General features: G+C 59.0%; 21 protein-coding genes and 2 pseudogenes. 10 read left to right on the top strand and 13 right to left on the bottom strand.

The window, feature by feature from the left end:
• Window positions 1–43: 43 nt before the first annotated feature.
• Both ELH03_RS30315 and ELH03_RS30310 read right to left on the bottom strand, forming a co-directional pair.
• Window positions 44–2,170 (bottom strand): right-handed parallel beta-helix repeat-containing protein, encoded by a 2,127-nt coding sequence (locus ELH03_RS30315; RefSeq protein ID WP_130806855.1) that lies wholly within the window; start codon window positions 2,168–2,170, stop codon window positions 44–46.
• Window positions 2,167–3,486 carry an O-antigen ligase family protein gene (locus ELH03_RS30310; RefSeq protein WP_130767413.1) on the bottom strand — a complete coding sequence of 440 codons (1,320 nt, stop codon included), beginning with the start codon at window positions 3,484–3,486 and terminating at the stop codon, window positions 2,167–2,169. Before ELH03_RS30310 ends, ELH03_RS30315 begins: the two co-directional genes overlap by 4 nt.
• A gap of 392 nt (window positions 3,487–3,878) precedes the next feature.
• On the opposite strand from ELH03_RS30310, the gene ELH03_RS30305 reads away from it, so the two are divergent.
• The 7 genes and pseudogenes from ELH03_RS30305 (at window position 3,879) to fcl (ending at window position 11,775) form a co-directional block, all read left to right on the top strand.
• Window positions 3,879–4,094: a hypothetical protein gene (locus ELH03_RS30305; RefSeq protein WP_130767226.1), complete on the top strand. Its 216-nt coding sequence runs from the start codon at window positions 3,879–3,881 to the stop codon at window positions 4,092–4,094.
• A gap of 9 nt (window positions 4,095–4,103) precedes the next feature.
• Entirely contained in the window at window positions 4,104–5,054 is a 951-nt protein-coding gene (locus ELH03_RS30300; protein WP_130767225.1) for a glycosyltransferase family 2 protein, read from the top strand.
• Window positions 5,051–6,151, top strand: coding sequence for a glycosyltransferase family 4 protein (locus ELH03_RS30295; RefSeq protein ID WP_128410698.1), 1,101 nt, complete (start codon window positions 5,051–5,053; stop codon window positions 6,149–6,151). Before ELH03_RS30300 ends, ELH03_RS30295 begins: the two co-directional genes overlap by 4 nt.
• Complete coding sequence (locus ELH03_RS30290) at window positions 6,145–7,287, top strand: glycosyltransferase family 4 protein (RefSeq protein WP_130806853.1); 1,143 nt, start codon at window positions 6,145–6,147, stop codon at window positions 7,285–7,287. Before ELH03_RS30295 ends, ELH03_RS30290 begins: the two co-directional genes overlap by 7 nt.
• Complete coding sequence (locus ELH03_RS30285; RefSeq protein ID WP_130767223.1) at window positions 7,284–9,485, top strand: GumC family protein; 2,202 nt, start codon at window positions 7,284–7,286, stop codon at window positions 9,483–9,485. Before ELH03_RS30290 ends, ELH03_RS30285 begins: the two co-directional genes overlap by 4 nt.
• A 100-nt stretch (window positions 9,486–9,585) precedes the next feature.
• A complete protein-coding gene (gmd, locus tag ELH03_RS30280) occupies window positions 9,586–10,689 on the top strand; it encodes a GDP-mannose 4,6-dehydratase (protein ID WP_128404468.1) in 1,104 nt (367 codons plus the stop codon).
• Window positions 10,682–11,775: pseudogene (gene fcl / locus ELH03_RS30275) on the top strand (GDP-L-fucose synthase). The gene gmd and the pseudogene fcl overlap by 8 nt, the downstream one beginning before the upstream one ends.
• Window positions 11,776–12,075: 300 nt before the next feature.
• Here the strand turns inward: fcl and ELH03_RS30270 are convergent.
• A complete protein-coding gene (locus tag ELH03_RS30270) occupies window positions 12,076–12,978 on the bottom strand; it encodes a LysR substrate-binding domain-containing protein (protein ID WP_130767221.1) in 903 nt (300 codons plus the stop codon).
• Here ELH03_RS30270 and ELH03_RS30265 point away from each other — a divergent pair.
• On the top strand, window positions 12,944–14,446 hold the full coding sequence (locus ELH03_RS30265) for an MFS transporter (protein WP_165420547.1): 1,503 nt from the start codon (window positions 12,944–12,946) through the stop codon (window positions 14,444–14,446). The genes ELH03_RS30270 and ELH03_RS30265 overlap by 35 nt on opposite strands.
• A gap of 344 nt (window positions 14,447–14,790) precedes the next feature.
• Here ELH03_RS30265 and ELH03_RS38690 read toward each other — a convergent pair.
• The 10 genes and pseudogenes from ELH03_RS38690 to ELH03_RS37765 form a co-directional block, all read right to left on the bottom strand.
• Window positions 14,791–14,859, bottom strand: a pseudogene (locus tag ELH03_RS38690) (CGNR zinc finger domain-containing protein); the annotation flags it as partial.
• Window positions 14,860–14,871: 12 nt separating this feature from the next.
• Window positions 14,872–16,629 carry a cis-3-hydroxy-L-proline dehydratase gene (gene lhpI, locus ELH03_RS30255; protein ID WP_130767219.1) on the bottom strand — a complete coding sequence of 586 codons (1,758 nt, stop codon included), beginning with the start codon at window positions 16,627–16,629 and terminating at the stop codon, window positions 14,872–14,874.
• Between the two features lie 89 nt (window positions 16,630–16,718).
• Window positions 16,719–17,729, bottom strand: a complete 1,011-nt coding sequence (locus ELH03_RS30250; RefSeq protein WP_130767218.1) for an Lnb N-terminal periplasmic domain-containing protein — start codon at window positions 17,727–17,729, stop codon at window positions 16,719–16,721.
• Between the two features lie 545 nt (window positions 17,730–18,274).
• Complete coding sequence (locus ELH03_RS30245; protein ID WP_130767217.1) at window positions 18,275–19,321, bottom strand: ABC transporter ATP-binding protein; 1,047 nt, start codon at window positions 19,319–19,321, stop codon at window positions 18,275–18,277.
• Window positions 19,322–19,334: 13 nt separating this feature from the next.
• A complete protein-coding gene (locus ELH03_RS30240; protein ID WP_130767216.1) occupies window positions 19,335–21,035 on the bottom strand; it encodes a glycoside hydrolase family 32 protein in 1,701 nt (566 codons plus the stop codon).
• Window positions 21,036–21,037: 2 nt separating this feature from the next.
• Window positions 21,038–21,931 carry a carbohydrate ABC transporter permease gene (locus ELH03_RS30235; protein ID WP_130767215.1) on the bottom strand — a complete coding sequence of 298 codons (894 nt, stop codon included), beginning with the start codon at window positions 21,929–21,931 and terminating at the stop codon, window positions 21,038–21,040.
• Entirely contained in the window at window positions 21,924–22,856 is a 933-nt protein-coding gene (locus ELH03_RS30230) for a carbohydrate ABC transporter permease (RefSeq protein WP_130767214.1), read from the bottom strand. Before ELH03_RS30230 ends, ELH03_RS30235 begins: the two co-directional genes overlap by 8 nt.
• A 72-nt stretch (window positions 22,857–22,928) precedes the next feature.
• A complete protein-coding gene (locus ELH03_RS30225) occupies window positions 22,929–24,221 on the bottom strand; it encodes an ABC transporter substrate-binding protein (protein WP_130767213.1) in 1,293 nt (430 codons plus the stop codon).
• Window positions 24,222–24,261: 40 nt separating this feature from the next.
• Entirely contained in the window at window positions 24,262–25,272 is a 1,011-nt protein-coding gene (locus ELH03_RS30220; protein WP_130767412.1) for a LacI family DNA-binding transcriptional regulator, read from the bottom strand.
• 594 nt (window positions 25,273–25,866) lie between these two features.
• On the bottom strand, window positions 25,867–26,154 hold the full coding sequence (locus tag ELH03_RS37765) for a hypothetical protein (RefSeq protein WP_197730023.1): 288 nt from the start codon (window positions 26,152–26,154) through the stop codon (window positions 25,867–25,869).
• Here ELH03_RS37765 and ELH03_RS38200 point away from each other — a divergent pair.
• Both ELH03_RS38200 and ELH03_RS30210 read left to right on the top strand, forming a co-directional pair.
• A complete protein-coding gene (locus tag ELH03_RS38200; protein ID WP_245276750.1) occupies window positions 26,047–26,361 on the top strand; it encodes a YidB family protein in 315 nt (104 codons plus the stop codon). The two genes, ELH03_RS37765 and ELH03_RS38200, sit on opposite strands and share 108 nt — an antisense overlap.
• Before the next feature lie 55 nt (window positions 26,362–26,416).
• Window positions 26,417–26,872, top strand: coding sequence for a hypothetical protein (locus ELH03_RS30210; protein ID WP_130724774.1), 456 nt, complete (start codon window positions 26,417–26,419; stop codon window positions 26,870–26,872).
• The last annotated feature ends 124 nt before the right edge of the window (window positions 26,873–26,996 follow it).

The following is a 26,996-nucleotide window of genomic DNA, read 5'->3' as shown; positions in this document are numbered from 1 at the left end:
CGGACTTTGTTGCCGCGGACACCGCTCGTCGCGGGGCCATTCGTTACTCGGGCGGCGCGACTACGCTTCCGGTGTCCGCGCCAACCTTCTGAAGATCTCTTAGACTGCCAAATTCGCCCGAACGCATGATCTCCGGACTTATCCTGAAGCTGTTGTTGTTCAAGTTGCCGCTGTAGCGGTTGCGCGCGAATTGCACAAATCCCAGCCCAAGATCGGGAGTGTTGACATACGCCACAATTCCGCTGTCACTGTCAGCCGATACAACATTCTCCTCAATACGATTAGGACGTGCCCATGGCGGGCGCCAACCCCTGCCGGTACCGTCATCAACGCGAAAAGCCGCGCCCGACCCGTGGGTGATGACGTTTCCGGCCACCAAGTTGCTCCAACCGCCGTTGATGCCGATCGCCGCGACATTGCCCGAGAGCGTATTTCCCTCGATGCGCACCCCGCTCGCCTTCCCATCCGTATAGATCGCCCAGCTGATGGGAGACGGCCATTCGCTGGTATTCTCATATCCGGGAGGCCAGAACGACCCATCGACCCTATTCATGAGATGACCGGTCCCGGTCACCACATTGGAGCGGATGATGCTGTTGAGAGGGTCGGCCTGCTCGCCCATCATCTTGATGGCGCCGCCATCTGCCGTCTGTTGATTGGCGTTATGGATCACGTTGTGCTCGATCACAGCGTCATAGACGGCGTCGTTGGAACCCCACAGCGAACCGCCGGCGATTCCGAACTGCGCCGTGTTTTCGATCAGGTTGTTGGCGATCCAGACATTGTCGGCCGCCTGGAACCATATCCCGGCGGTTTCAATGTAAACCTTTCCAATGTCATGGATATGGTTTGAAAGGATCCTGGGGCCGTTCGACTTGCCGAACGTGCCGTAATTTGTGCCAACATAGACCCCGTTGCCAGCCACATTCGCGATCACATTTCCGGCAATCAACGCATCCTTGCTTTCCGTCACATGGACACCGACGCCAACATTTTCGATGCTGTTACCGACAATCTTAACGCCGTCGGCGTGTTCAATCCGTATGGCGCCATATCCTCTGGTTTCCGTATAGAACTTGCCGCTGCCCTCAGGAGCTCCATCTCTGATCTCGAGCCCTGATACAACCATCCCATTGGCCCCCTCCAGTTTGAAGAATGTCGGCAAAATGCCGGCGACGACTACGGAATTTGGTAACGACTGATCGACAGGGATGTAATGGAGCTGGCCCGCGGCAAGGTCGTACCACCACTCTCCGGGAGCATCGAGCAAGGCCTTGGCTCCGGTCAGGAAATAGCGGCTGCCTTCCGCGGTAAAGAAATAGCCTGTGCCTTTCGTATGGACAGTCCGGCGGGCGGCATCAATGGATACAACTGGGAGCGTATCATTGCCCCACTGGCTTCCAGGTTGATAGCCTCCAACGATGTCCACGACCAGTCCGCTGGTATCATCCACTGCCGGAAGATCGCCTGCATGGAAACAAAAGCGCGTGTTTCCTTCCCGCATGTCGATGGCAGGCTCGCACTTTGCGGCAAACAGCCATCCCTTGCGTGGATCGCCATCAGCCGGAGCGTTGGGGAATCGAGCCCGAATTTGGCGTATCCCTTTGACGAAAAGGTCACCGACTCCTTCACCCGGTGGCAATTTCAGCGGCGCTGTCCAGCGACCATCGGCCTGCCGAGTCCAATCGAGCACGCGTTGCCCCCCATGCAAAATCGGCGCTTCATTGCATCTTTCTGTCAGGATCAAGCCTTTGTCGCGGGCGTCAAAGACGATCGGCTGAGTGAGGTAGTAATCACCCTTTCCCAGCGCGATTATGTTAGTGCCGCCCTTCTCACGGGCAGCATCACGGGCCTTTTCAATGCTGGCGAAAGGGCCGTCGCCGCCCTGGTCATCTGAGGTGGGAAGGAGGCCACTCCAGGTGTCCCTGCCATCGGGAGAAACGTAAAATATCGTCCGCGCCCCGGTGCTGCTGCTCGTTAGGTCGCTTAAAGCCGTCCCATTCAACTTAGCTGACGAAGTCGCGGAAGCTTCCGCGCAAGTCGCCTCCCTTACGAGCATCTGCAAGCCCTCGGGCGCATCGATCTGTGTCCCGACTGGAGCCGGATTCCCGGGCTGCGGAAAGAGCATGACAGGCAAAATGCTCAAGATCAGTTCAAAGCAACGCCTCATGATGTCTGCAACCCGCTCGCAAGGCCACGCGACCGCACCTGCCAAGGCGGCGGATGGCTGATCGAAACGACGGGCGCATACAGCGAAAACATGATGATGGCTGCGGCAAACAGGATGAAGATCGCATCATTCTGAACGAAAAATATGCTCTCGGTGAGATTCATCACCAAAATCATGATCGTCAGGACATTGAGCCAGAGCCACCCGTATTGCGGATCTTGACATTGAAGGACCGCACCCTGGCGGATTGCATGGAGAAGCAACAGAACAAATGGAATCATTCCCATTATTCCAAAGCTCAACAAGATGTCGCGGTATCCATTATGCGCGTGGGGCGCCGGCCATCCAAGCTTTAACCACATCCGTGTCGCTTCGGGGTTCGCGGTTGTCCAGAACGCCTGGTAACCATAGCCAAGCAATAAGCGATCAGATATTTCGTGATCAACCAGCTCCCACAATGGCACGCGACCGGTCAGAGTCGCGTCCTTGCCGAGCGCTTCAAGGGCGGGAACCAGGAATTCGTGAAGCGAAATCAGAATGCCGAGAGATATCTGAACGAAAAGCAGGACGATGACGACGCGGCCAATGCTGCTGCTTTTTTGCAGGAGGGAATAAAAGCCTATCAGGCAAAAGGCCACTGACGTTGCAATGGTCGCGGTCATAGATCCGGAGCTTGCAAGGCAGACCACGCCCGCAGCCAACAAGATGAAGGCGGTTCGCCGCAGGCCGAGGGTCCCGTCAATCAGTACGGCCGTCGCCACCAAGATCATCAAAGACGCGTACCAGCCCAGGACGTTCTTGTGAATGAAGACACCCCGCATGGTACCATCCCGCATAGTGGCGAGGTTTGGTGACACCACGGAGATACCCACGCTGAGGACAATACAGGTTCCCAGAGTCGCAAATAAGAGTAGCAACAACTGCCTTGGCGTGAAACGTATCGCCAGGACATAGGAAAGAAGCAAGCAAAACAAAAGGCCGATTGCGCGCCTCAAGGTCGTTGGAGGATCTATTGACCATAGGGCCGACAAAAACGGCAGGGTAAGGATCAGGGGAACAATCAAATTTCGCCTGAGCGCGGTTAGAAATTGCGGAAAATTGCGTATCAGGATCACGATCGTAAAAACGTATACAGGAAAGCAAGGAAGACGCAGCATGGATCTGGCGGATTCGCTGAGCGCTCCATCCGTATCCGCCAGCATAAGTGGCAGAACGGCGCCTGCCTGAAAAAAAAGGGATATGCCGGCGCCCCAGCATTCTATGGTCCGCCAACTGATGCTTGGTCCGCTGGCGGTTCCGAGACTGTCTACTCTCATTATCCGTCCCGACTGACTTGAAAAGACAAGCGACTGTTGATCGCGGTAGATCAAAAACAGCTGTCGGCCTTCGTGCTGTGCTGCCCCCAAGCAATCATTCAGCCACATCAACAGTCAACCTGTCCGAGCGAAGGGCGGGCTACGCCTAATGCACCTTGGCTCCACCCAAAGACTATGTTGTGCGTAAGCTTTCAGCCGGTCTTTACCCAAAAGGCGGGTCTTCATGTCGGCGGATAGCCCTTAAGAGCAGATGTTGCGCATGTCCGTTCACCGCTACCGTGGCAATGAATGTCTATGAAGCGTGGTGGGTAAGCCGCGGCTCCACTGGAATGAGGCAACAATTCTGACAGAGGCTCTCTCTGCAGTCGAAGCCTGGAAGGTTTAGGATTACTATGTTTCTGCGTCATGATCCTAGTTCTCTATGCAACACGACGGGCGCTCTACTCGTTGTGGCGATCTCATCGGCTCTGCGCGAGATGCTGTTCGGCCGACAAGGTATTTTGGATATCACCATCACCGAGGCTCCAAACCTTGATGGCTGCATAAAGGTGGACCTCTCAAGCAACTTTGCGCTGCTGTACGGCGGCGCATCTCCGCAACCCGCCTGAGAGCGCGTCATGGAGCGGCCGGCCCTCAGTGTCCTCATCAATAATTACAACTACGCTCGCTTCGTTGGGCGGGCGATAGACAGCGTGTTGAACCAAGACGCGCGCAACATCGAGATAATCGTCGTCGATGACGGCTCCACCGACCAGTCGCGGTCTGTTCTGGAAGCCTATGACAGCCGAGTGAAGGTGATCTTTCAAAAGAATGCAGGACAGGCCGCTGCGATCAATACCGCTGTCGGATCAAGCATCGGCGAGATCCTCTGTTTTCTGGATGCCGACGACTGGTGGGCGCCGAGCAAGCTGTCGGCGACGGCTGCAGCGTTCCGCGCAAACCCTCAAGCATCGCTCGTCTATCACCGACTTCAACCAACGCTTGTCGATGGCACGGCGACTTCCAAGCCGGTTCCTCGAAGCCTGTGTTCGGGCGCTTTGTCGCCGCTGCTCACCAGATCGGCTGGGTGGTGGCCTTTTCCGATGACGTCAGCCGTCGCGGTACGACGTAGCGCATGGAATGCCGCAGGCAGCATTCCCGAACAGTTCCGCATATCGGCCGACGCCTGGCTCGTGGGGATCTATCCATTTCTGGGAGACGTCATTGCCATGCCGGATGCGCTTGGATTTTACCGCATCCACAACAACAACTGGTACCGCTCGAGCGAGGACGCGGCCACGCTGAGGAGGCGGATGACGCACTGGCAGCAAACCGTTGAAGCAACGAACCTGTTTCTCTCAGCCCATGAACTGCCAGCAAGACTACATCTGACGGATCACTATCCCTATCGCGTTGCGTCGGCAAAACTGCAGGGAGCCGATGCACGCACCCGGTTCAAGATTGCCGTCGAGGGCCTCTTCTTTGGCGGCGAACCGAACCTGCTCAGGCGGACACGGGATAGTTTGCGCGCGGCGCGCGGCCTGTCACGGCTCGGGCTGGACGTCGGCTTGTCGGAGGCAGCGAAATGAAGGCGCTGCTTTTGGTTTCCGAACTGGAAGACTATACCATCTCGTTTGCCAGCGGCGTTGCCCAACACCTGGACGTTGTGCTTGCCGTGCCGCGCCGGCGCTATGCACATCTCGCCTCTTCCATCGATCCGGCTGTCGACCTGCACCTTCTGGACTGGCCGAGACACCGTTCTGTCGCCAATCCCTGGTTTTTGTACCAGCTGACGCGTCTGATCCGGCGGGAACGGCCGAACCTCATTCATCTCCTCAGCAATTCGACGCTTTGGCTGAACCTCGCCGTGCCGTTCTGGCGCCCGATCCCGCTTTTGACGACCGTTCATGACGTGGAAATCCATCCTGGCGACTCCGATACGCGTACGCTGCCCGGCTGGGCCCCCGAATTGATGGTGAAGCAATCCCGACATCTTGTCGTCCACGGTGAGGGACTGAAGCGGCTGGCCGTCGATCGATATTCAAAATCGCCGGACTGTGTGCATGTCCTGTCGCATCCCTCCATCCTTCGCTATGCAGAGCTCGCCCGGCGACAGAAGATGGCGCCGCGAGAAGCGGATGCAACCATACGCGTGCTGCTCTTCGGACGGATTTTTGCCTACAAGGGCCTGGAACATCTGGTCCGGGCCGAGGCGATGCTCAAGGACGTACTTCCCAACCTGCGCATCACGGTCGCAGGACGTGGCGACAATCCCCTGATCTTTCAGGCGCTCATGGGGGACGCCCGCCGCTATGATATTCGCAATCGTTTTATCGAGGATGCTGAGGTCGCCCAGCTTTTCCTGGACACCGACATCGTCGTGCTTCCCTATACGGAAGCATCCCAAAGCGGTGTGCTCAACCTAGCCGCCGCATTTGGCAAACCGGTCATCGTCACCGATGTCGGCGAGTTGCGGGACACCGTTCAGCCCAACGGGCTGGGAATGGTGGTCGCTCCCGGGGATGCCAACGAGCTCGCTTCAGCTATCAGGACATTGGCAGACAATAGCGAGCTTAGAAACAATTTCGGTGCCAATGCGCTCGAATGGGCGAATGGACCGAATTCGCCTGAACGCGTCGGCGCCCGAGCCGCGGCAGTTTATCGGGAGGTGGTTGGGTCATGCTGACGGAGGCCCTCACGGACAGAAGTCGAATGGCAGCACCGAGCGCGGCTAGTGTCCGCCACTATGTTTCGGGCGGCTGCGAGAACGGCGGCGGAATTGGCAGGCTGATCGGCTATATAACAGAGACCGCGAAAGAGACCGGAACGCAACATTTCGTCACCGATACCAGAGGGGCTCGATGGTCCAAGGTGACATCACCCGCACGCCTGCTCGCCGCCATCCTGACGATGGCAAAGGACCGGATTGTTGCGCCCGCTCGCATTCACCATATCCATATCGCCGGCCGCGGCAGCACCTTCAGAAAGTTGATCCTGACCGAGGCTGCCCGTTTGTTCGGGTGTTGCCATATATTGCACCTGCACGATTACGACTATGCCGGCGACTTTGCGCAACGCTCGCCGCGCCAACAAGGGCTCATACGTCGGATGTTTCAAAATGCTGATTGCGTTGTGGCGCTCGGCAAGCGCGATCGCATGACGCTGACGACACTTCTGGGCGTTGACGAGGCCCGCACGGTCGTTGCCCATAATTGCGTCCCCGACCCTGGGTCGCACGATATTCGCGTCGGTCAGACACCATTGATCGTATTCCTTGGCCGGTTGAGTGAACGCAAGGGGGTCAGAGAGCTTCTGTTGGCGCTGAGCCACCCGGTCATGAAAGAACTCCAGTGGCGGGCTGTACTTGCAGGCGACGGACCTGTCGAGGATTATCGCCGTCAGGCTGACGCCATGGCGCTTGCAAATCTGGTAGAAATGCCCGGCTGGCTTGACGCCGGTGAGGCGCGAGCCCTGTGTGCGCGTGCAGATATACTGGTCCTGCCTTCGCACGCCGAAGGTCTGGCAATGGCCGTACTCGAAGGGCTGTCCCACGGTCTCGCCGTCGTCACCACGCGTGTCGGGGCGCATGAAGAAGTCATTACCGACGGCGAAACCGGCATCTTCGTCCCAGTCGGAGACCAGGATGCCCTGGCTGCAGCCCTGGCGAAGCTGGTGTCCGATCCAGAAATCTGCATTCGCCTCTCGGTCCAGGGGCGCACACATTATCTCAACCATTTCAGCATGAGGGCCTATATGCGGTCGCTCGAGAAACTTTACGAAACCGTTTCCGCGAAACCTCAAGCAATGGTTAGCACACGATGACCATTTCCACCCTACCGCCGGAGCGCAACCTTCCGATTTCGCCGATGCGATATGACCCGCGCTTTCAGGTTGAGACCAAGGCGGACAACTTCGATCTGGCATCCGTCTTCCGTCTCGTCCGGCGAAGAATGATAATGATCACCGCGGTAACCGTAATGCTGACGGTACCGGCGGCGATAATGATTGTTGGGTCGAAGCCCACCTATCAGGCCTGGGCCCGATTGATTGTCCACCAGCCTCTGGCAACATCGCTTGGTGCCGATACCAGCCACAGTGATCTACTTGACGCAAAATCGGAGACCGAGCGGCTCCAATCTAGAAGCATTGCGGAGCGTGTCGTCCGCGAACTGCGGCTTGACGTGCGGCCGGAATTCAATCCGGCGCTGCGAAAGCTCTCGCTCATTGACAGGATCCGGACAAAATTGCGCGGCCTGTTCGACTCGGAAAAACCCACCTCGCCGGATCAGCATAACATCGAACCCGTCATTCCGGAATATTATAGGGCGCTCGGCGTGTGGAACGAAGATAAGAGTGACGTTATCCAGATCAGCTTTACTGCGACTGATCCTGAACTCGCAGCCGCGGTCCCGAACCGACTTATCAGTATTTACCTCGATGAACGAAAGTACAGCTCCAGTGGCCGCCTGGATTCGGCGCAAGAATGGATCCGACGGCGCATCACGGAACAGCAGGTTCGCGCCGATATTGCTCGCGAAGCTGCGCGCAACTATCAAGAATCGATGGACGTCGTCTCGAGAGAGGACGCTCAGGAAGAGCGGATCAAGTCCATCATAGAAGTCACTGGCCGCGAAGGGAAAATCGAAGAAAGCCGGCTTGAGGTAAAGGCGACGATCTCCACGCTGGAAGGATCGGATAACGCTTCGGTCGCTGCGGAGAATATCGCCGTCCCCGACAACATTGCCACAAAGCAACGCGATCTTCGCGCGCAGGAGCAAGATCTCGCCCGTCTTCTTCAAACATATGACGGCAATGCCGAGGCCGTGGTGGATATGCGTGGGAAGATCCAAGAATCCCGTGCCGATCTCGACCTTGCGACCAAGCAATATCTCCAAACAATGCGCGCCAAGCTCGGCGCACTTGATCACGAAGCTAAGGCAATACAATCCATCCTGGCTGAAGCACATGAAAAACGCACACGCGATGCCATGGTGCAGACGGAATTGACGCGACTGCAGCGTATCGCCGAAAACGAACAAACGGCACTCGACAAGCTTGAGGACCAGCGCCGTGACCTCGCCGCGAAGGCCATGTTGCCAGGGGCGGAACTGGAAGTTTTGTCACCGGCTTCAGTTCCGCTCACGCCACAGGGACGTGGACGGCTTTTCTATCTGGTGGGCGCACTCCTGGCTGCAATCTCGGCAGCCGTAACGGCTGCTTTCGTGATCGAAATGTGGGACCGGACGGTCCGGAGTTTCGACCAGATAGCTGGAATGGCCCGCATGATCCCGGCTGGACTTATCCCAAGTCTGTCTCGGTGGGAAAATTCGAAAACCATGTTCGAACATATGCCGGTCCCGATGTTTGACGAAGCAATTCGTAGCGTGGTGCTTTCACTCAAGCAGTCCAATGGCGGCAAGTTGCCGAACAGTATCGTCGTTACGTCAGCTCACAGCGGAGAAGGCAAGTCGCTGGTCGCGAGATCGCTCGCTATCGAACTTGCCGCCGCCGCAATTCCGGTGCTGCTGGTTGACGGCGACCTTCGGCGGGGAAAACTCAATTCGTTTTTCAGGTCGGGTCTAGTGCACGGACTGAACGAATTCCTGACTGGTCAGGCCGATATCCGCGACATCATCTACCGCCATCCAAGCGGTATCGACTTCATTCCATCTGGCAAATTCAGTCTCCAGCGGCGTACCCGTTCGAACGGCCTGGCAGAAATCATCGAGATGGCGGGCGCGGCCGGCCAGATTGTCATATTCGACAGCGCGCCTGTGCTCGCCTCGACAGATACCGTGCATTTGACTGCCCTTGCGGAAAGAACGCTGGCGGTCGTTAGATGGGGAAAGACGAGCCGCCGCGCGGTCGAGTTCAGCCTGCAGCAAATGAAAAGCTCGCGAAATTCGGAAATTGTTGTCGCGATCAACAATGTAAATCCGAAAGGCCACGCTTTGTATAATTTCAGTGACTCGGAGCTATTTTCGAAATCCCTGATGAAATACTACAGATTCAAAGCATGAATACTTCAAATATTTGGAGATATACGCTCACTTTTGTGATATGGTACGAACCACACGACATCATCTTCTTATGCATTAGTATTCGAGTTGGAGGGCAATCATGGATACGGGAATGACAAAGAACCGAAAAGTCGCGCTGATTACGGGTATAACCGGGCAGGACGGTGCGTATTTGGCCGAATTGCTCCTGGAGAAGGGCTATATCGTCCACGGCCTCAAGCGGCGCTCATCGTCCTTCAACACCAGTCGCATCGAGCATCTATACGAGGATCCCCATGTCGAAAACCCTCGCTTCATTCTGCATTTCGGGGACATGACGGATTCGACGAATCTCATTCGTGTCGTTCAGGAAACGCAGCCGGACGAGGTCTATAATCTCGCCGCACAGAGCCACGTTCAAGTCTCTTTCGAGACGCCGGAATATACTGCTAACGCAGATGGAACCGGCACCCTTCGGCTACTTGAAGCAATTCGCCTGCTGGGGCTGACCAGGAAGACCCGCTTCTATCAAGCCTCCACCTCAGAGCTCTACGGCAAGGTCCAGGAAGTCCCGCAGAGCGAAACGACGCCGTTCTACCCTCGTTCACCCTACGCGGTGGCCAAGCTCTATGCCTATTGGATAGTGGTCAATTATCGCGAGGCATATGGCATGCACGCCTCGAACGGCATTTTGTTCAATCATGAAAGCCCGATCCGCGGCGAAACATTCGTGACGCGTAAAATCACCCGGGCGGCGGCCGCGATCCATCTTGGGCTGCAGGAAAGGCTCTATCTCGGCAATTTGGATGCCAAGCGCGACTGGGGACATGCACGAGAATATGTCCGCGGCATGTGGCTGATGCTGCAACAGGACGAACCGGAGGACTATGTCCTTGCGACCGGCGAAACGCACTCGGTTCGCTCCTTTGTCGACAAGGCCTTTGCCAAGGTGGGCATGCCGATTGAGTGGCGTGGGAACGGGGTTGAGGAAAAGGGATACGATAAGACATCCGGTCAATGTGTGGTGGAGATCGATCCAGCTTACTTCCGTCCGACTGAAGTTGATCTTCTGATTGGCGATCCGACGAAGGCGCACACGAAGCTTGGCTGGAAACATGAGACCAGTCTTGATCAGCTGGTTACGGAGATGGTTCGCGAGGATCTGAAAGTCATGGCACGAAATGTTCCGACGGTCGGTGTAACCAAAGGTTTTGCCTATGCCTGAGGTGATCTACAGCCTTGCTGGAAAAAGGGTCTATGTCGCGGGCCACCGCGGCATGGTGGGCTCTGCGATCGTGCGGCGTCTCGCTTCCGAGGGTTGCGAGATTTTGACGGCCACCCGCGCCGAGGTCGATCTGAGACGTCAGGACCAGGTGGAGGCCTGGATGAGTAAGAATCGTCCCGACGCCGTCTTCCTGGCTGCGGCTAGGGTCGGCGGTATTCTGGCGAACGCTACCTATCCCGCCGACTTCCTTTACGACAACCTGATTCTCCAATCGAACGTCATCCACGCAGCCCATAGAACTCACGTCGAAAAACTAATGTTTCTGGGCTCGTCCTGCATCTATCCGAAATTCGCCGATCAGCCGATCGTTGAGGACTCACTTCTGAGTGGATCGCTTGAGCCTACGAATGAATGGTATGCGATCGCCAAAATCGCCGGATTAAAGCTCTGCCAAGCTTATCGCAAACAGCACGGTAGAGATTTCATCTCGGCCATGCCGACCAATCTTTATGGTCCAGGGGATAATTTTGACCTCGGGTCAAGCCATGTCATGCCGGCGCTCATACGCAAGGCGCATGAGGCCAAGATCAACCAGCAGCAAGAGATATGCATCTGGGGTACTGGCACGCCGCGGCGCGAATTCCTGCATGTTGACGATTGCGCCGACGCCTGCCTCCATCTCATGAAGACCTATTCCGCCGAAAGTCATGTGAACGTAGGTTCGGGCGAAGATATTACCATCCTGGATTTGGGATATCTCGTCTCCAAAGTCGTTGGTTTCGAAGGCAAGATAACGCGCGACCTCACCAAGCCAGATGGCACGCCACGTAAACTCTTGAGTGTCGACAAGCTTCGCACTCTCGGCTGGTCTCCCAAGATCGGTCTGAAGGAGGGTATCGCGGACGCCTACCGCTCCTTCCTTGACGGGCATTATCTCGAACGCAGCAACAGGCTATGCCCGGCGATTTGATCGGTCAAAGCGATATCAGGTTTGAGAGAGCCAAAACCTCGGCGCTGCACGCGCGCACTCTCTCTACAGTCGCACATCATCCCTCGCGCACAGCGAATTTGCGCGAGGAACAATAAGGTTCTGTCTCGGGGGGGACGCACATGCTGGGGGGAGCAACTAATGCAACCAGTAGAAATTAGGATTGCAGCGCTAATTTTCCTCATAACCGTGTGGGTGATGATTATCAGGGCGGCAATGGATTTTTTCGCGGTCAACATGCCGATATCGCTTGTCGCGCTCTTACACTGAGAGACGGACCGGCAGTATTTTCAAATTGGACATTCCTTCTCCCATCGTCCGCGATATTCCCACGGTGACGACCGCCCTGTGACGGGAAGCCGAACATAGGAAGTTCTAGTAGTAGGCACTGGGTCGGATCAACTTCGATCGAGCCCGTGGGCGTCAAGCACGTGGTCAACCAGACTGCGAACGACGCGCGACATGTGCCGCTCTCGGCGAAAGAGAATATTTAAAGGGCGGTGGGCGGGACGGTAGTCCTCCAGAACAGGGCACAGGAGGCCAGCCGCAACGTCCGCCTTGGCGATTACGTCCGGCAGCAGAGCAATGCCGATGCCCGCTCCTGCCGCGCGACGCAAGCCCTGAGCTCCGTATGCGCGCAACTGACCAGCGACCTCAATTGAGATCGGGCCATCCGGTCCGATCAGCCGCCATGTCTCGCCATCGGATCCTGCGCCTGGATTGCCGTATAGCAGGCAGTCGTGGCCTGCGAGGTCCGAGGGGACCAAGGGCGCGCCCCGACGTGCTAGGTAGGACGGGGCGGCGCAGATCATTAGACCGTAGGGTGCGAGTGGACGCGCCACGAAGTCGCCAATCGGAGGCGAGCCAATCCTGATGGCAGCGTCAAAGCCGGCAGCATCAATATCAACGAGGGTATCGGTCAGATCCACGTCGATGCTGACCTCCGGATAACGCTCCAGATAGCACGCTAGGCCAGGGAGGAGCATCTCGGATCCGAAAATCACTGGCGCTGTCACGCGGATATGTCCGCGCGGTTCTGCTTGCCGGGCCTCGGCCAACAACTCGGCGTCTGCGAACCGATAAAGGATCTCGCGGCATCGTTCCAGGTAGTCGCGGCCGAAGGAAGTAAGATCAAGGCGCCGCGTGCTCCTTATCAGAAGCTTCGCGTGGAGCCTTTCCTCCAGCGCGGTAATACGATTGCCAACCTGCGTGGCGGAAATGCCCAGGGGCCGAGCTGCAGCCGCCATGCTTCCAGCGTCGGCGGCTTTGACGAAGGCCTCAATCGCTCTCAAGAGATCCATTCTCAAGTTTTCCTTGATGCTGTCATGGGATTCGCACCGCTTATCACAAGTCACGCTATGGATTAAAGGCAATCAGAGAGCTTTGAAAGGTGAACCGATGTCAAATAAGTCAACGTTTGCCACGCCGGCCCTTGCGGCCGCCTGCCTGGGCTTCGTCGTCGTCAGCCTCGACGCGACGGTCGCCAATGTCGCGCTCGAAGATTTGCGGCTGGCGCTCGCGGCGAACCTCTCGATGCTCGAATGGGTTCTAAATGCCTATACCGTCGCCTTCGCAGGCTTGCTGCTCAGCGCTGGCGCTGTGACCGACATGGTAGGTGCTCGGCGGTGTTATCTGGCTGGCACGACGATATTCCTCGCGGCGTCGGTCTACTGCGGGCTGACCGGAACCGCCATGGGATTGATCTGCGCGCGGGCACTACAAGGAGCCGGAGCGGCCGCAATTGTGACGGCATCTTTGGCACTGATCGCGGCTGGATTTCCAGATCGCGGCCCGCGATCAAGAGCAGTTGCCATTTGGGCCATGTGCGGTGGCAGTGCGATGGCCGCTGGCCCCTTGATCGGGGGGGCTCTGCTAGAGTTGGCCGGGTGGCGCGCGATCTTTCTTATCAATGTTCCGGTCCTGCTGACTGCGATGCATCTATGCAGGCTAACCCGCAGTGAACCCCTGCGGAAGGCCCGAGCCTTCAACCCGCTGGGACAAAGTGTGGCAATAGTCGCGCTGGCCAGTTTGACGTTGGCCTTGGTCGAGGCAGGACAGAGAAGCTTCACAAGCCCCACAGTTCTGGGCTCGCTCGCCGTGGCGGCGTGTTGTCTTGCCGTGTTCGTCGTCACCGAAAAGCGCCGGACCGATCCGATGCTTCCGCCGGCGCTATTCGCCTCTGGCAGATTTACGGCATGCTGCCTTGCGGGTTTTGCGCTCAACTACGGCTTCTATGGGATGCTCTTTGCTCTTAGTCTACGGTTCCGCGTTCTCGGCTTCGGCGCCTTCGAGACCGGACTTGCCTTGCTGCCGTTGACGCTTTGCCTTTCTGGGGCAAATCTCATCGGCGGCACGATGGTCGGTCGGTACGGTGCCCGCTTTCCCATTCTGTGTGGCCTGAGCTTGGCATGTCTCGGCTACGTGGGACTTGCGGCCGGCATCGGTATCGGCGGCTATGCATGGTTAGTGCCTGGGATGTTCACCGTCGGGGCGGGATCGGCGATTGCTGTTACGGCACTGTCCGCTGAGGCCTTGTCTGTGGTCGAAAGTGCGCTTGCCGGTATCGCCGGCGGTACACTCACAACCGCGAGGCAAGTGGGAGGAGCGTTTGGCGTCGCATGCTACGGAATTCTTCTCGGCGGCAAAGATGGAATCGAGAGTACGGGCGGGCTGCAACTTGCATTTCTGACGGCTACGATTGTAGTCCTCGCCGCCTTGGTCTTAGGTGCAAAGGCGCTGCGCGCCAACATCGAAGCCGAAGCCTGCTGAGCAACGAGAATTAAGCTGTCAACATCGTGCCCGACCCTCCACATACAAGGGTCTGATCCTGCAACCATGCCAATGTTGGAGGTGAGCCGAACCGACGTCACGTCATTTCGCGTCATGGTTTCAACAGTGATGTCAGCGAGTTAGAAACGGCTGGAAGCGCGCTGAGCGAAAATGAGTGACAGTTACGGTTGAGAGTTTAGCGCTCTGTTGAGATCACGCAACCCGACCATTAGCATCATGGGGTAGACCATGGCGCAATACGTCGGCTCCGCACCATGATCATGTCACCTGAATTTTTATGCCGTCGCCTTCCTCTCGTTAGTAAAGACCCAACTTCGGTCGGCTTAGACAGCCCTGAACCTGCGCGCCCTTGCATGCGATCCGCAGGTTTGGTCCGAGCACCATCGCCTGCTCCGGTGGCAGCGCTAGTCCCGCAGCAACCAGCCGGGCGCTGTCTTGCTATGCACCCCACTACATGCAGCCGCAACGCATGCGGCAATGCCACCGAAGTAGAAGCGTCGACCTGTTATCCCCGGCCCGTAATGGGCATATTTGCCCGAGTTCGTCAGTATGGTTGTCGCAAGGGTAGGAATAATCGGATCGGTGATCATGCACCAGCATGTGTCCGTGACGAACTGCACCCCGAAACGTTCGAGGTCCGCTACTAGCCCGGCTTCGTTGGCCTTATCGTGCGTTGCGCGGCCGCAGGTAACGACCACCGCCACATCCACATGCTTCTTTCGCCCGGTGCACAGGGACGCCAGCCTCTCAATTTCGCTAAGCGAGAAATGCGGATTGCCGAGCGAGACGAGATCGACGCGCTCCTCGTCTGCACTGTTGAGTTCTTCCCAACTCGACGCAAGTTCATCTAGCCGAAGATCGATCGAAGGAATACTGATGCCTGCGGGCATAACGGCATCCAGCGTCGTTGCCTCAGGCGTCACCCCGACGATATGAAACATCGGAGCACTGGAAACGGTCGCAAAAGCTGCACCAAACGCCTTAAGATCATCATTGGTTGGACGGGCCCGGTCGAGACCGGTGACAACAGGGATAAGGTTCGATGCCAGAGCGCCAATGTGATAACCGAGCAGCGGATAGAAGGAATCGTCAATGTCCTCGATATTGCCGACACTGACGACGAGCCCAGCTTTTCGATTGATGTCGATGTGTGGCCCCGCCAGCGGCGCGCGGCCGGTTAGTGCGATGCAAATGTCGAGAAAGTCCGGATATTTCATCGTCCGCGCACCAAGAACGCTGTTGGCGTAGATGACGGCATTCGATTCTGCCCAGGCCACCTGCTCGCCGATCTTGGGAGCCGTCTCGAGCAGATAGGGCGCGCAGGTGAAGGTCGGCCGTGCACCCATCTCGACATAGACGTCACCCAATTTGCTGGCCGGCTCGCCCAGGACAGGATCAATACCTTGCGAGCGCCAGCGTCGATGATCGACCGAAATCGAGTTGAGCGTTGTCGGCACCACGACACGCCCGCCCAGATCCCGCAGCTTTTCGGCAAACGAAAGCGAGCCGGGTCCGGTGTAGATGCAGCCGTCGACGTGGACTTGTGAGACATCCATCAATTGCGTGGCACCCTGCAGTCTCGCCATTCGCAGGATTATGCGGATCGCCGATTGCGCAGCCTTCCCATGATCACCAGCCAGATAAGCTCTATCCCGCTCCGACAATTCGACTTCGCCGAAAAGATGGCCAGACTCCTTGCTGTGCGCCGGAATGGCGTCCATTGCTAAGCCGTCGGCTGAACAGGAGACCACGTTTCCGTCGATTTCGACAAATGCCGAACTCACCACTTTGCGAAAATTCTCGGGCGTGAGCGTCACAACGGGAATGGATTGACCGAATACCTCCTCGGCGATGACGACACCAAGCGTGAGGATATCCTCCTCTCGCTCGAACAACATCGCTTTCGGACCCTTGCCATTCAGCAGCAATTCTAACATCACGCCGCTGCCGGAGCAGGACCCCCTGCCCCCGGGGATCGCGAGGATATGGTCTTTGAGACAGCGGCCACTCAAGGGGTGATGCCGATCGATCACCTCGCCGGTCCGGGGATCGACGCCACCCCAGAAACTCAGTTCCAGATCGCTTGCAACAACATCGCCCGAAGCCTTGCCGTGCACGTACGCGGTACCTGAGAAAATCCGTACGTCAACAAGGTTGACCATCTGTGAGCCTTTCAGGATGGGTGAGCGTACAAGCAGTTTGAGTCATGTTGCCTGCCTAGCCGTTTGCTTGCTCAACGCTTCGGTGGAGGTCACAACGCGCCCTGCGGCGACGGGACGCCGACGCGAATGGCCTGCGAAAAATTCGGAGAAAGACCGTCCTCATGTGCCCTTGCAGCGATGTGTGCGGCCGACCGCAACTGCGACAAGGGAACCGAGATGTCCAGCGCGCCACGGTCATAGGCGTATTCCGGCAGGTATCCGTTGACGACAAGGCGCCAGTCCGTCGGCACGGCGTCGCCTGCGACGCGCATCATCTTGACGATGGTTGTCGTGCAGTTGGTCGTCAGCGAATTGTAGAAGGCGGGCGTGGCTGCGAGCGCGTTTGCGTCGGAGACGTACTCGCGCAGAAGAAGCCTCGCAGCCACCGGCGACGCCCTCAGGCGGTAGATCTGGACGTCCTCACCGCGAAAATTGGAGCGGAGGCCAATCACATCCCTTTCGTCTGCGGCGAGGATGACCAGAGGACTGCTTTTGAAGAGGTCCGCCAGCGGTGAGAACGAACCTCCGGAAAGGCGACGCACTTCAATAGACCACGCCAGATAGCGGCCGTCGTCGAAGCCGAAGCTCATGATGACATGCGCGATGGTCGGACCTGACCAGTAAGACATGAACATGTCGACGCTCTTCAACTTGTTCAGGTCGTAACTGCGCGTCGTCCATCGTTGCGTGAAGTCGGTGGCGCTGCGCCACTCGAAATCGCGGACATTTGTCAGCGTCAACAGATCACCGTCGAATTCGCCGGTGACCTGACGAGCGACGTCCGGAGCCCACGCTCCATTTGCCGGCGGTTCGATCGTGCTCCACCAGGCGAGGACAAGGACGAACGCGACCGCAAACGCGAGGACCGCACGAAAGCGCCTTCTGCCAAAGAGCGCCACGACGACCAAGGCGCCAAAAAGCCCGAACAAGATGGCGCTGGCTTGCCGGCCGACCTCGGGCAACGGCAAGCGGTACCAAAGCGCGAGCGACGACCAGGCCGATGCAAAGATGACAAGCAACACGAGCACCGCAATGACGATCGCACGGACCAATCGAACCATTTTGCTTTTCCAAACGAGTTTGAAGCGTCCGTCCTGATCATTGGACCCTATCGGTTTCCGGACTCGAAGCCCAGAACCTATCCGAAGCGACAGGCCGCCGGATCCTCCATTTTGGTATGGTCTGAATTCCGCTGGCGTAACCGACGGTGCCAACAGGGATGACAAGACCAAGATATTCCTCCGCGACATCATTCCTCTCCCTCGAGAGCATCAGGGGACGAAAGGGGAAGGCCTCCAACCCGACGAATTCTCGCTACTATCCGTCTTGAATCTGTGGGTCGCGTCATCCGCAAGCGTGATCCGGCAGATGAGCGCCAGGTGATGACAAATGAGGGTCAGTCGATGAAGGCGGAGGCGAGAGCGGTATGCCTCGAGATCCATCGCGCGACTGGCCTTGCCGTGGCAACAGATCGCCGCGCAATTGACCAATTCGATCAACTGAAGGGCCGAACACCCAAAACCAAGACGTCGCAAGGCTGGGTGGCACCGGCACCGAACCACGCCCGTCAAATGACGGACGCGGCTCAGCGGGAGGCGCCGAGGGATCAGTCGATCCGACTGCCTTCGGCGGAGAAGAGGTGGATTTTCTCGGATTTGGGCGCGAGGTGGATTTGCTGGTCGGACTTTAAATCCACCCGCCGGTGCAGCACGATCGTTGCCGTCTGCGTGCCGACACGCACCGAAAGATGGGTCTCCGCACCGGTCGGCTCGACAGTCAGCACGGTGGCCGGAATGCCCCTCTCGGCAGTGTCGAGGTCTTCCGGGCGGATCCCGTAGGTGCGCGCCGCGCTTTGGCTCAATTGCGGCGGAAGCGGCAGGGAAACACCGCCTTCGATACGGAAGCCGCCGTCGCTGACGCCACCCTCGAAGAGGTTCATCGACGGCGAGCCGATGAAGGCGGCGACGAAGGTGTTATCTGGGCGGTCGTAGAGATCGAGCGGCTTGCCGATCTGCTCGATGCGGCCGGCGCGCATGACGACAATCTTGTCGGCCATGGTCATCGCCTCGATCTGGTCGTGGGTGACGTAAACGATGGTCGTGCCAAGGCGCTGATGCAGCTCCTTGATCTCGCTACGCATGGTCACCCGCAGCTTGGCGTCGAGGTTGGACAGTGGCTCGTCAAAGAGGAACACTTTCGGATGGCGTACGATGGCGCGGCCCATGGCGACGCGCTGGCGCTGGCCACCGGAAAGCTGTTTCGGCAGGCGCTCCAGCAGGGGTTCAAGTGCGAGAATACCGGCGGCTTCGCTCACCAGCTTGTCGATTGTCGCCTTATCGCGCCCCTGCAGCTTCAGGGCAAAGCCCATATTTTCGCGCACCGTCATGTGCGGATAGAGTGCGTAGGACTGGAACACCATGGCGATATCGCGCTCCTTCGGCGCGACGTCGTTGACGACGCGGCCGTCGATGCGGATTTCACCGCCGCTGATATCCTCTAACCCCGCCAGCATGCGCAGAAGCGTGGACTTGCCGCAGCCCGACGGCCCGACGAGCGTGACGAACTCACCGTCCTCGATATCCGCGGAAACCCCGTGGATAACGGAGGCCGCGCCGTATTGCTTCAGAACCCGGTCGATTGCTACCGATGCCATTGTCTGTCCTCCCTCACAGTTTCAATTGCCAGACGCCGGCCTCGGCGACGGCGCCGGTGAGCGTTGCCGAACGTGCGGCGGCAAAGCCCGGAATGCGTTTGGACCCCGTCCAGCGGCCGTTGTCCGCGAAGACCTCGATGGAGCCGGCATCGAGGAAGATGCGCAGGCTCGATGGTTTCGCGCCGGTGGCGACGTAACGTGGCGGCGTCTTACCGGTGCGAGCGTCGAAGACAATCGCCAGACCATCGGCATCGAGTTTCACGCCTAGATCGACATTCGGATGATCGAAGGTGAGATCGAAGGCGGCGCCCGGCTCGGTGAGATCAAGTACGATCTCGACGGCGCCGGTGCCGAGCGGCACGGTCTTGCCGGCGGCAAGCGCGGTGTCGTCCAGCAACTGATGGCGCAGACTTTCGACGGCTGCGACCGGCGGGGTCAGCACGGTGTCGCCGTCGAGAAGCACGCGGCGCGGCAGGGTCATGGTCGTCGGGAAATCGTCCTTCTTGGAAAAATCCGACCAGTTGGCGAGCCAGGCGATGCCGACCGGCTCGTCGCCATCAACGAAGGCCTGGAAGGCATAGGCATCCGAACCGAAATCCAACTCCTGCTCGAACTCCGCCGTGAAGGTGCGGCCATCGAAACCGCCGACGGTGACGGAGGTGAGGTTGCGGCGGCCGGTGGCCGGGTCGCGGCTGGTGAGCAGACCGAAGATCAGCGCCCAGCGGGTTTCTGCGTTTTTGCCGGAAAGCGGCACCATGCAGGGGCATTCTGCCGCCGTCATGCCGAAACCATCCTCGCGATGGATGATGCCAAGGAAGGTCCAGCCATCGGCGCCTTGCGCGTTTGCGGTTTCATAGAGCAGTATGACGCCGCCCTGCCTGTCGCGGCTGCCGAGCAGCATCTTCCAGCGGCCGTCCGGGCCTTTGAAGACATAGGGGTCGCGGAAATCGGTGGTGAGGTTCAAGCCTTCCGGGCGCAGCGGCATCACCGTTTCCGACGGGCCGGCGACGATGCCGTCGCGGCTGACGGCGGAAAGCTGGATTTGCTCTTCCGGTTGCCGGTCACGCACATGCTCGGTGTAGAAGACGCGGATTTCCTCGCCTTCTGGACCGGTGCCGGGGATCGCCGAGCCGGAGAAGGCGCCGCCGCGGCCATCGTCCTTTTCCGATAGATGCGCCGCCGGGAAGAGGAACATGGGCAGATGTGTCCAGCGGACGAAATCCTTCGAGACGGCATGGCCCCAGTGCATCGTGTTCCAGCGCGGCTCATGAGGATAATGCTGGTAGAAGAGGTGAGCGTTTCCGCCGAACCGTCCAAAACCGTTCGGATCGTTCATCCAGCCGAAGGGCGGGCGGAAGTGGTAGCCGTCGGGCACGTCGGGGGCGGCGGTGCGGGCATCGCTGTGCAGGACGCGGATGCCCTCCTTCATCACGGTTTCCGGCCGGAAGGCATAAGCGACGGAGAGCGCTGTGCTTGTCGCATCATAGGACAGCGTGGCACGACCGCCCTTCGCGAGCGTCACAGCGAAGAACTCAAATTCCCCCGTGCGGCGGGTCGAGGGCTCGCCGATGTCTCTGCCATCAACGGCGACGAAGAGCTTCGCCTCGCCGCCAGCATGGCGCGCCTTCAGCCAGAGATGCAGCACCGTGCCTTCGGGCAGCTCCGCTTCGATGGTTTCAGGTGCTGACGTTTCGGATTTTGCCTGCAGAGACATGATCAACCTTTCACGGCGGAGCCGACGAATGAACTGACGAACCAGCGCTGGAAAGCCAGATAGAGAATGAGGACAGGGATCATCATCAGCACCGAGGCGGCCATGGCGCGGTCCCAGTAGATGCTGTCCTGTCCGAAGAAAGTGGCGATGGCGACGGCAATCGGCCGAGCATAGTCGGTCTGGGTGACCAGCGTCGGCCAGAGATACTGGTTCCAGCTTTCGATGCCCATGAGGATCGAGACCGTGGCGAGCGCCGGCAGGCTGAGCGGCATGTAGATCGACCGGTAGATGCGGAAGGCCGATGCGCCATCCATTTCCGCCGCTTCATAGAGTTCCTTCGGCAGCTGCGCGAAGAACTGGTAGAAGAGGAAGACATAGAGCGGGCTTGCCACCCAGGGCAGGATCTGCACCGCGAAGGTATCCGTCAGCCCCGCCCGCGACATCATGACGACGAGCGGCATGATGATGCTTTCCTGCGGGATGACATAGAGCGCGACGACGAGCGCCAAGAGCGCCGCCTTGCCACGCAGCGAGCCCCAGGCCAGAACGAAGCCCGCCATGGAATTGACGACCAAACCCGAGACGACTGTGGCGACGAGGATCACCAGCGAATTGAAGAGATATCGGCCATAGGCCAGCTCGCCGGAGAAATGGGCGATCTCCGTGTAGTTCGACAGCGTCGGGTCGCTGACCCAGAAGGCGTGGAAGCTGCCCATGTCTGCGAGGATGCGGAAGCGGTCGTCCTTCAGACTGGCGATCAGCAGCATGAACAGCGGCGAGATCATCACCAGTGCGATGACCAGGATGCAGAGGCTCTGCACGATGCGCAGGCTTCTCTTGCCGTTGCCCCTTGCGATTGCCAGCGGGGCGGGCTGGCTCAAAGCGATATCAGACATCGAAGCGCCTCAGGAGTTTGCGTTGCAGGAGCGCGATCAGAAGGACGATGACGAAAAGGATGACGGAAACGGCCGATGCGTAGCCGAGTTTCTGCTCCTCGAAGCCGGCGCGCACCATGTAGTGGACAACGGTTTCGGTGCTTTCCTTCGGGCCGCCCTGGGTAAGGATCGCCACCTGCGTATAGAGCTTGAAGGCCTGGATGGTAGTGATGACCAGTACGAAGACATGGGTCGGGCGAAGGCCGGGCATGGTGACGTGCCAGAAGCGGCGTAGCGCACTTGCGCCGTCGATGCGGGCGGCATCGTAAAGTTCTTCGGGAATGCCCTGCAGGCCGGCGAGATAGATGATCATCTGAAAGCCATAGGCCTGCCAGGCTGAAAGCAACACGATGGAGAACATCGCCCAGTTGGGGTCGCCGAGCCAGTCGATCGGCTGGATCGTGCCGCCGGAAAGGAACCCGACGATCTGGTTGAGCGGGCCGCTCGGATACTGAAACAGCGTGCCCCAGATGACACAGACCACCACCATGGAGGTGATCGCCGGCAGGAAGAACAGGCCGCGCAGCAGGTTTTGCATCGGCAGCTTCTGGTGCAAGAGCAGCGCGGTCAGGAAGGCGAGGCCGCACTGCACCGGCAGCACCCAGAAGGTGAAGCGCGTAACGTTCCACAGCGAGGTCCAGAACAGCGGATCGGTGAAGACGCGCTCGAAATTCAGGAGGCCGACGAAGCGCACCGGCGTCGGCCGCGGCACGAGCGGCTGGTTGGTCATCGCTGTCCAGAAGGACAAGAGGAACGGCGCGATCAGGAATATCGTCAAAAGCAGAACGGCAGGCGCGATCATCGCCATTTCCTGCCAGAGCCGCCGCCTGTCGCGGCGTTTCGCCGGGCGCCGCAAAGCGGGCGTGGAGGTCTGTTGCAAGGTCATTGTTTCCTCCTCATCGGTGATCCTCCCGAGATGGTCCAGGGCCGGCCGGAGAACCGGCCCCGTCAAAACCCCTTACTGCTGCTCGTCGAAGGGCGGGTAGCCGGCGTTATCCTCGATATCCTCGTCGATCTTCTTGGCAGCGGCCGTCAGCGCTTCCTGCGCGTCACCGCCGTTGAAGATCTTGTCGACGGCCTGCATGAAGGCCGAAGTGATCGTCGGATAGGCCGGGTGCGGCGGACGGGCGATCGCGGTCTTGGAAGCCTGCTCAAAGGCGATGGCGAGCGGACCGCCTTCCGCATAGAGCGGGGATTCGGCGGCGAAGCTCTTCAGGCCCGGATAGGCGGACTGGGTCTTGGCGTATTCCCGGTACTCCTTGTCCTTCAGCAGGAAGCTCAGGAACTTGCCGGCGATCTCAGGGTTTGTCGAGGTCGCGGAAATGCCCCAGATCCAGGTTCCGTTCGGGCTCACGCCCTTGTCGCCGATCTTGGGCAGCGGCATGACGACGATATTGTCCTTCATCGCTGCCGATGCCTCCGCGTAGAACCAGTGGCCGCCCATGGCGAGCGCGGCCGGCTGTCCCTCGGCGTAGAACTGGTTGGTGCCCGACGAAGTCGGTACAACCCAGCCCTTCTTCACCCAGTCCTGCATCATCGTCAGCGCCTTGAGGCAGGCCTCGCCATCGAGCGTGCCGCCGGCCTTCCAAGTCTTGCGGTCGATCAGGTCGCAGCCGGCGCTTTCGAGCAGGGGGCCGTAAGCATAGGTGATCCACTCGGTCTTGATGCCGTAACCTCGGAAGGTGTCGATCGGCCACTTCACGCCTTCGAGCTTGGAAAGCTTTTCGAGATAGCCTTCGAATTCCTCGCGGGTCCAGGCATCGTCGACCGATTTCGGAATGCGGGCGCCAATGGCTTCAAGATATTTCTTGTTGCCATAGAGCACGACCGAGGAGTCGGTGAGGCCGATCGCATAGAGGTCCTTGTCGATCGGATAGGTGCCCTGGGCGATATTCGAATCCGTCATGTCATCGAGCAGGTCCTTGTCAATGAGCGGCTTGACGGGCTGCAGATAGCCGGACCAGACATAATTGGCGAGGAACGGAGCATCGAGTTCCATGATATCGGGCAGCTGCTTGGCCATGACGGCGGCGCTGAACTTTTCGTTGTAGGCATCGTGTGGCGCGTAGATCATCTCGATGTCGACATCGGGATTGGCGGCCTCGAAGCGGGTGGCAACGTCGCCATAGGCCTTCACCCAGCCGGGATCGCCCTGGTGCATAACATGAATGACGGTCTTCGCCTCGGCAAGACCGGCGGTCGCGACCAGCGCGGCGGACGCGAAGAGTCCACCAAGTAAACGATTACCCATTCTCATTGATATTCTCCTCCTGTTAGACACTATTCGATGTTCAGACGGATGCCCGTTCGACCAGATGGAACGGCAGTTTCCGCAGACGCGGCGGTTCGGGCTGCTCGGCCAGGAGGATCTCCATGGCAAGGCGGCCCATGGCGCGGTGCGGCAGGCCCATTGTCGTCAATGGCGGATCCAGCCGCGAGGCAAGCTCGACCTGGTTGTCGAAGCTTGCCACCGCGATATCATCCGGAATGCGAAGGCCGGCGCGGGCAAGCGCCGCGTAGACTTCCATCGCTACGCGGTCATTGCCGCAGAGGATAGCGTCCGGCCGTTGACCGGATTTCAGAAGCGCCTCCACATGAGAGGCAACAAGACTTGGCGCGCGGTCGCTGTAGACGCTGCGGCGCACCGCCGGCAACACGCCGACGGGGTCGATGCCCCCCTCCTCAAGCGCCGCACGAAACCCCATCTCACGTAGCGTGCCGGCGAGAATGCCCGGCAGGTTGATGAAGGCGATGCGCCGGCGGCCGGCGACGAGGAGATAACGCACGACCTCCCGCGCGCCGCCCTCTTCGTCAGGCACCAGCGCGGTGACGCGGCCGGCAGCCTCGCGACAGTTGATCATGACGCCGACGGCGCCCGCCAACCTGTCCGGCAGGGCGACATCCTTGTGGTACATTGCGGCATAAGCAACGGCGCGCGGCCGGAACTGCTGCACCTCGTCGAGCACCTCGCCGATAGACTGGCCGCTGCGGTGGTTGACCGCAAAGACCGCCATGCCGGCGCTGCGGGCCGCCCCATCGAGGCCACGTACTATCTCGGTGGCGAAGGGCGAAGTGATGAGGCCGTCGGAGATGACGCCGACCAGCGGCAGCCAGCCCTGACGCACGCCACGCGCTGCAAGGTTGGTCACGTAGCCGAGTTCTTCCGCAATGGCCTTGATCTTCTGGCGCGTATCGTCCGACATGCGGGCGGAGCCGCCATGCAATGCGCCGGAAACCGTCTTTACCGAGACGCCCGCACGTTCCGCGATGTCAGAGAGCGATACTGCCACGATCCTTGCCATCCTCCGTGGGTGATCGATTACCCAATAGTGGCAGCGGACGCGTTTTGTCAAGGGCCCATCTTCTGCGCACTGCGACGAGAAGCGCTCGCCCGAATTTCGACGAACGGACTGCGGCAGTCTTGCAACTAGCGCAGTTGGTTGTCTGCCATGACGTTCAGGAGATACGTGCCAAAATCAAAGTCGTCACCGGCAAATCATTCGTTCGCCGGCGCTCATTTGTAATCCCCGCCCATCCTTTGCCATCTCATCATAAAATTGCGCTAGACCTTTTCCTCGCAGAGGTCGATGCACAAGGATGCGCCATCCGGTGACGGCACGGCTGGCTGTAAACACGGCCCGCACTCTGACCCTGCTCCGGGTTGAATATGAGCGGAAAGGTCGTCGAACTTCACCTGTTGCCTTTCACCAGCCCTCAGAGCTTCAACGCCTGCTCGTCCATCGCAAAACGATCTTTGGCGACGCTAGATGACCAGAGCGCCATTCCGGCGGCACGAATGGCGGGCCGAACGGTTTTGGATTTCCATAGACAAAGTGGGGTGGTGTCGCAACCAGCCGATCGACAATGCTGCGAGTGACGATCAGTCATCCCATCAATCAGCAAATGCACGCCTCTGGCTCTCGGACGAGACGCCGCAAGGAGCTCCAGAAGCAGTGGTCGCCCTTGTTCATCTGAGGTTCATTCAGCAGGTGTAAGCGTTTGTGGTGTAGGGCGAATGAACCAAGGGGAGTGTCATGGGGCTTTTCGATGGTTTGGGCAGTGTCGTAAGCGACGTCTTGAATGGCAGGCCAGTCAATCTTCTGGCTGTCGCCGAAGATGTTTTCCAGAACGCCGGCGGACTCGATGGCGTTCTCACGCAACTCAATCAAAGCGGGCTTGGCCATCAGGTAGCATCCTGGATAGGCACGGGAGACAATATCCCGATCACCGCGGACCAAATTCGCGCAGCGCTCTCGTCGGAGCAGCTACAGGCCCTTGCCTCCAAACTCGGCATCGATATCAGCAAGGTACCCGAGCTTCTCGCGGAGCACCTTCCGACGGCCGTAGATCAGGCAAGCCCGAATGGAACCCTACCGTTGTCAGCGTCTTAGCGCCGAGGCGGAAGCGTAGACTGAAACGTCAACATCATCGACGGAGGCCAATCATATGTCACACAAACTGCTTCTCTCCGCTGCCGGCTCGCTGCTCGCTGCTTTTATCATGTCGTCGCCGGCGCATGCCTTGACGATGAAGGAGTGCAGCACAAAGTATCAGGCCGCCAAGGCCGACGGTTCCGCCAAGGACGTGAAGTGGAACGATTTCCGCGCAAAGTTCTGTGGCGCCGACGCTGCTGCTGCCGACAAGGCTGACGAGGCGGATGTTACCGCCACGAGCGAGAAGGAACCGGCAAAGCCGACGACCGCGGCGCCGAAGAGCGTCAAGTTCCCGAAGGCGATCGACAAGAAGTATTCGAGCGAAACGCCTGGCAAGGCCCGCCTGCACACTTGCGTCGACTCCTACCATGCGGCCAAAGATGCCGGCACGCTCGGCGATCTCAAGTGGATCCAGAAGGGCGGCGGCTATTGGAGCCTGTGCAATACCAGCATCAAGGCCGCCGGTTGATCGAAGCTTTAATCGGTCTGCAGATACAGGAAAGACCGCCACGAGCGGTCTTTCCGCTGCCGCGGCAACAACGCACCGATCCTATTTGCACGATGATCTGCGATCCGGGCGAGAAGGTCGGGGA

The organism is Rhizobium beringeri (genome assembly GCF_004306515.1).
Taxonomy (GTDB): Bacteria; Pseudomonadota; Alphaproteobacteria; order Rhizobiales; family Rhizobiaceae; genus Rhizobium; species Rhizobium beringeri.
The sequence above is the reverse complement of the archived record's forward strand: the minus strand, read 5'-3'. Positions and strand labels throughout refer to the sequence as shown.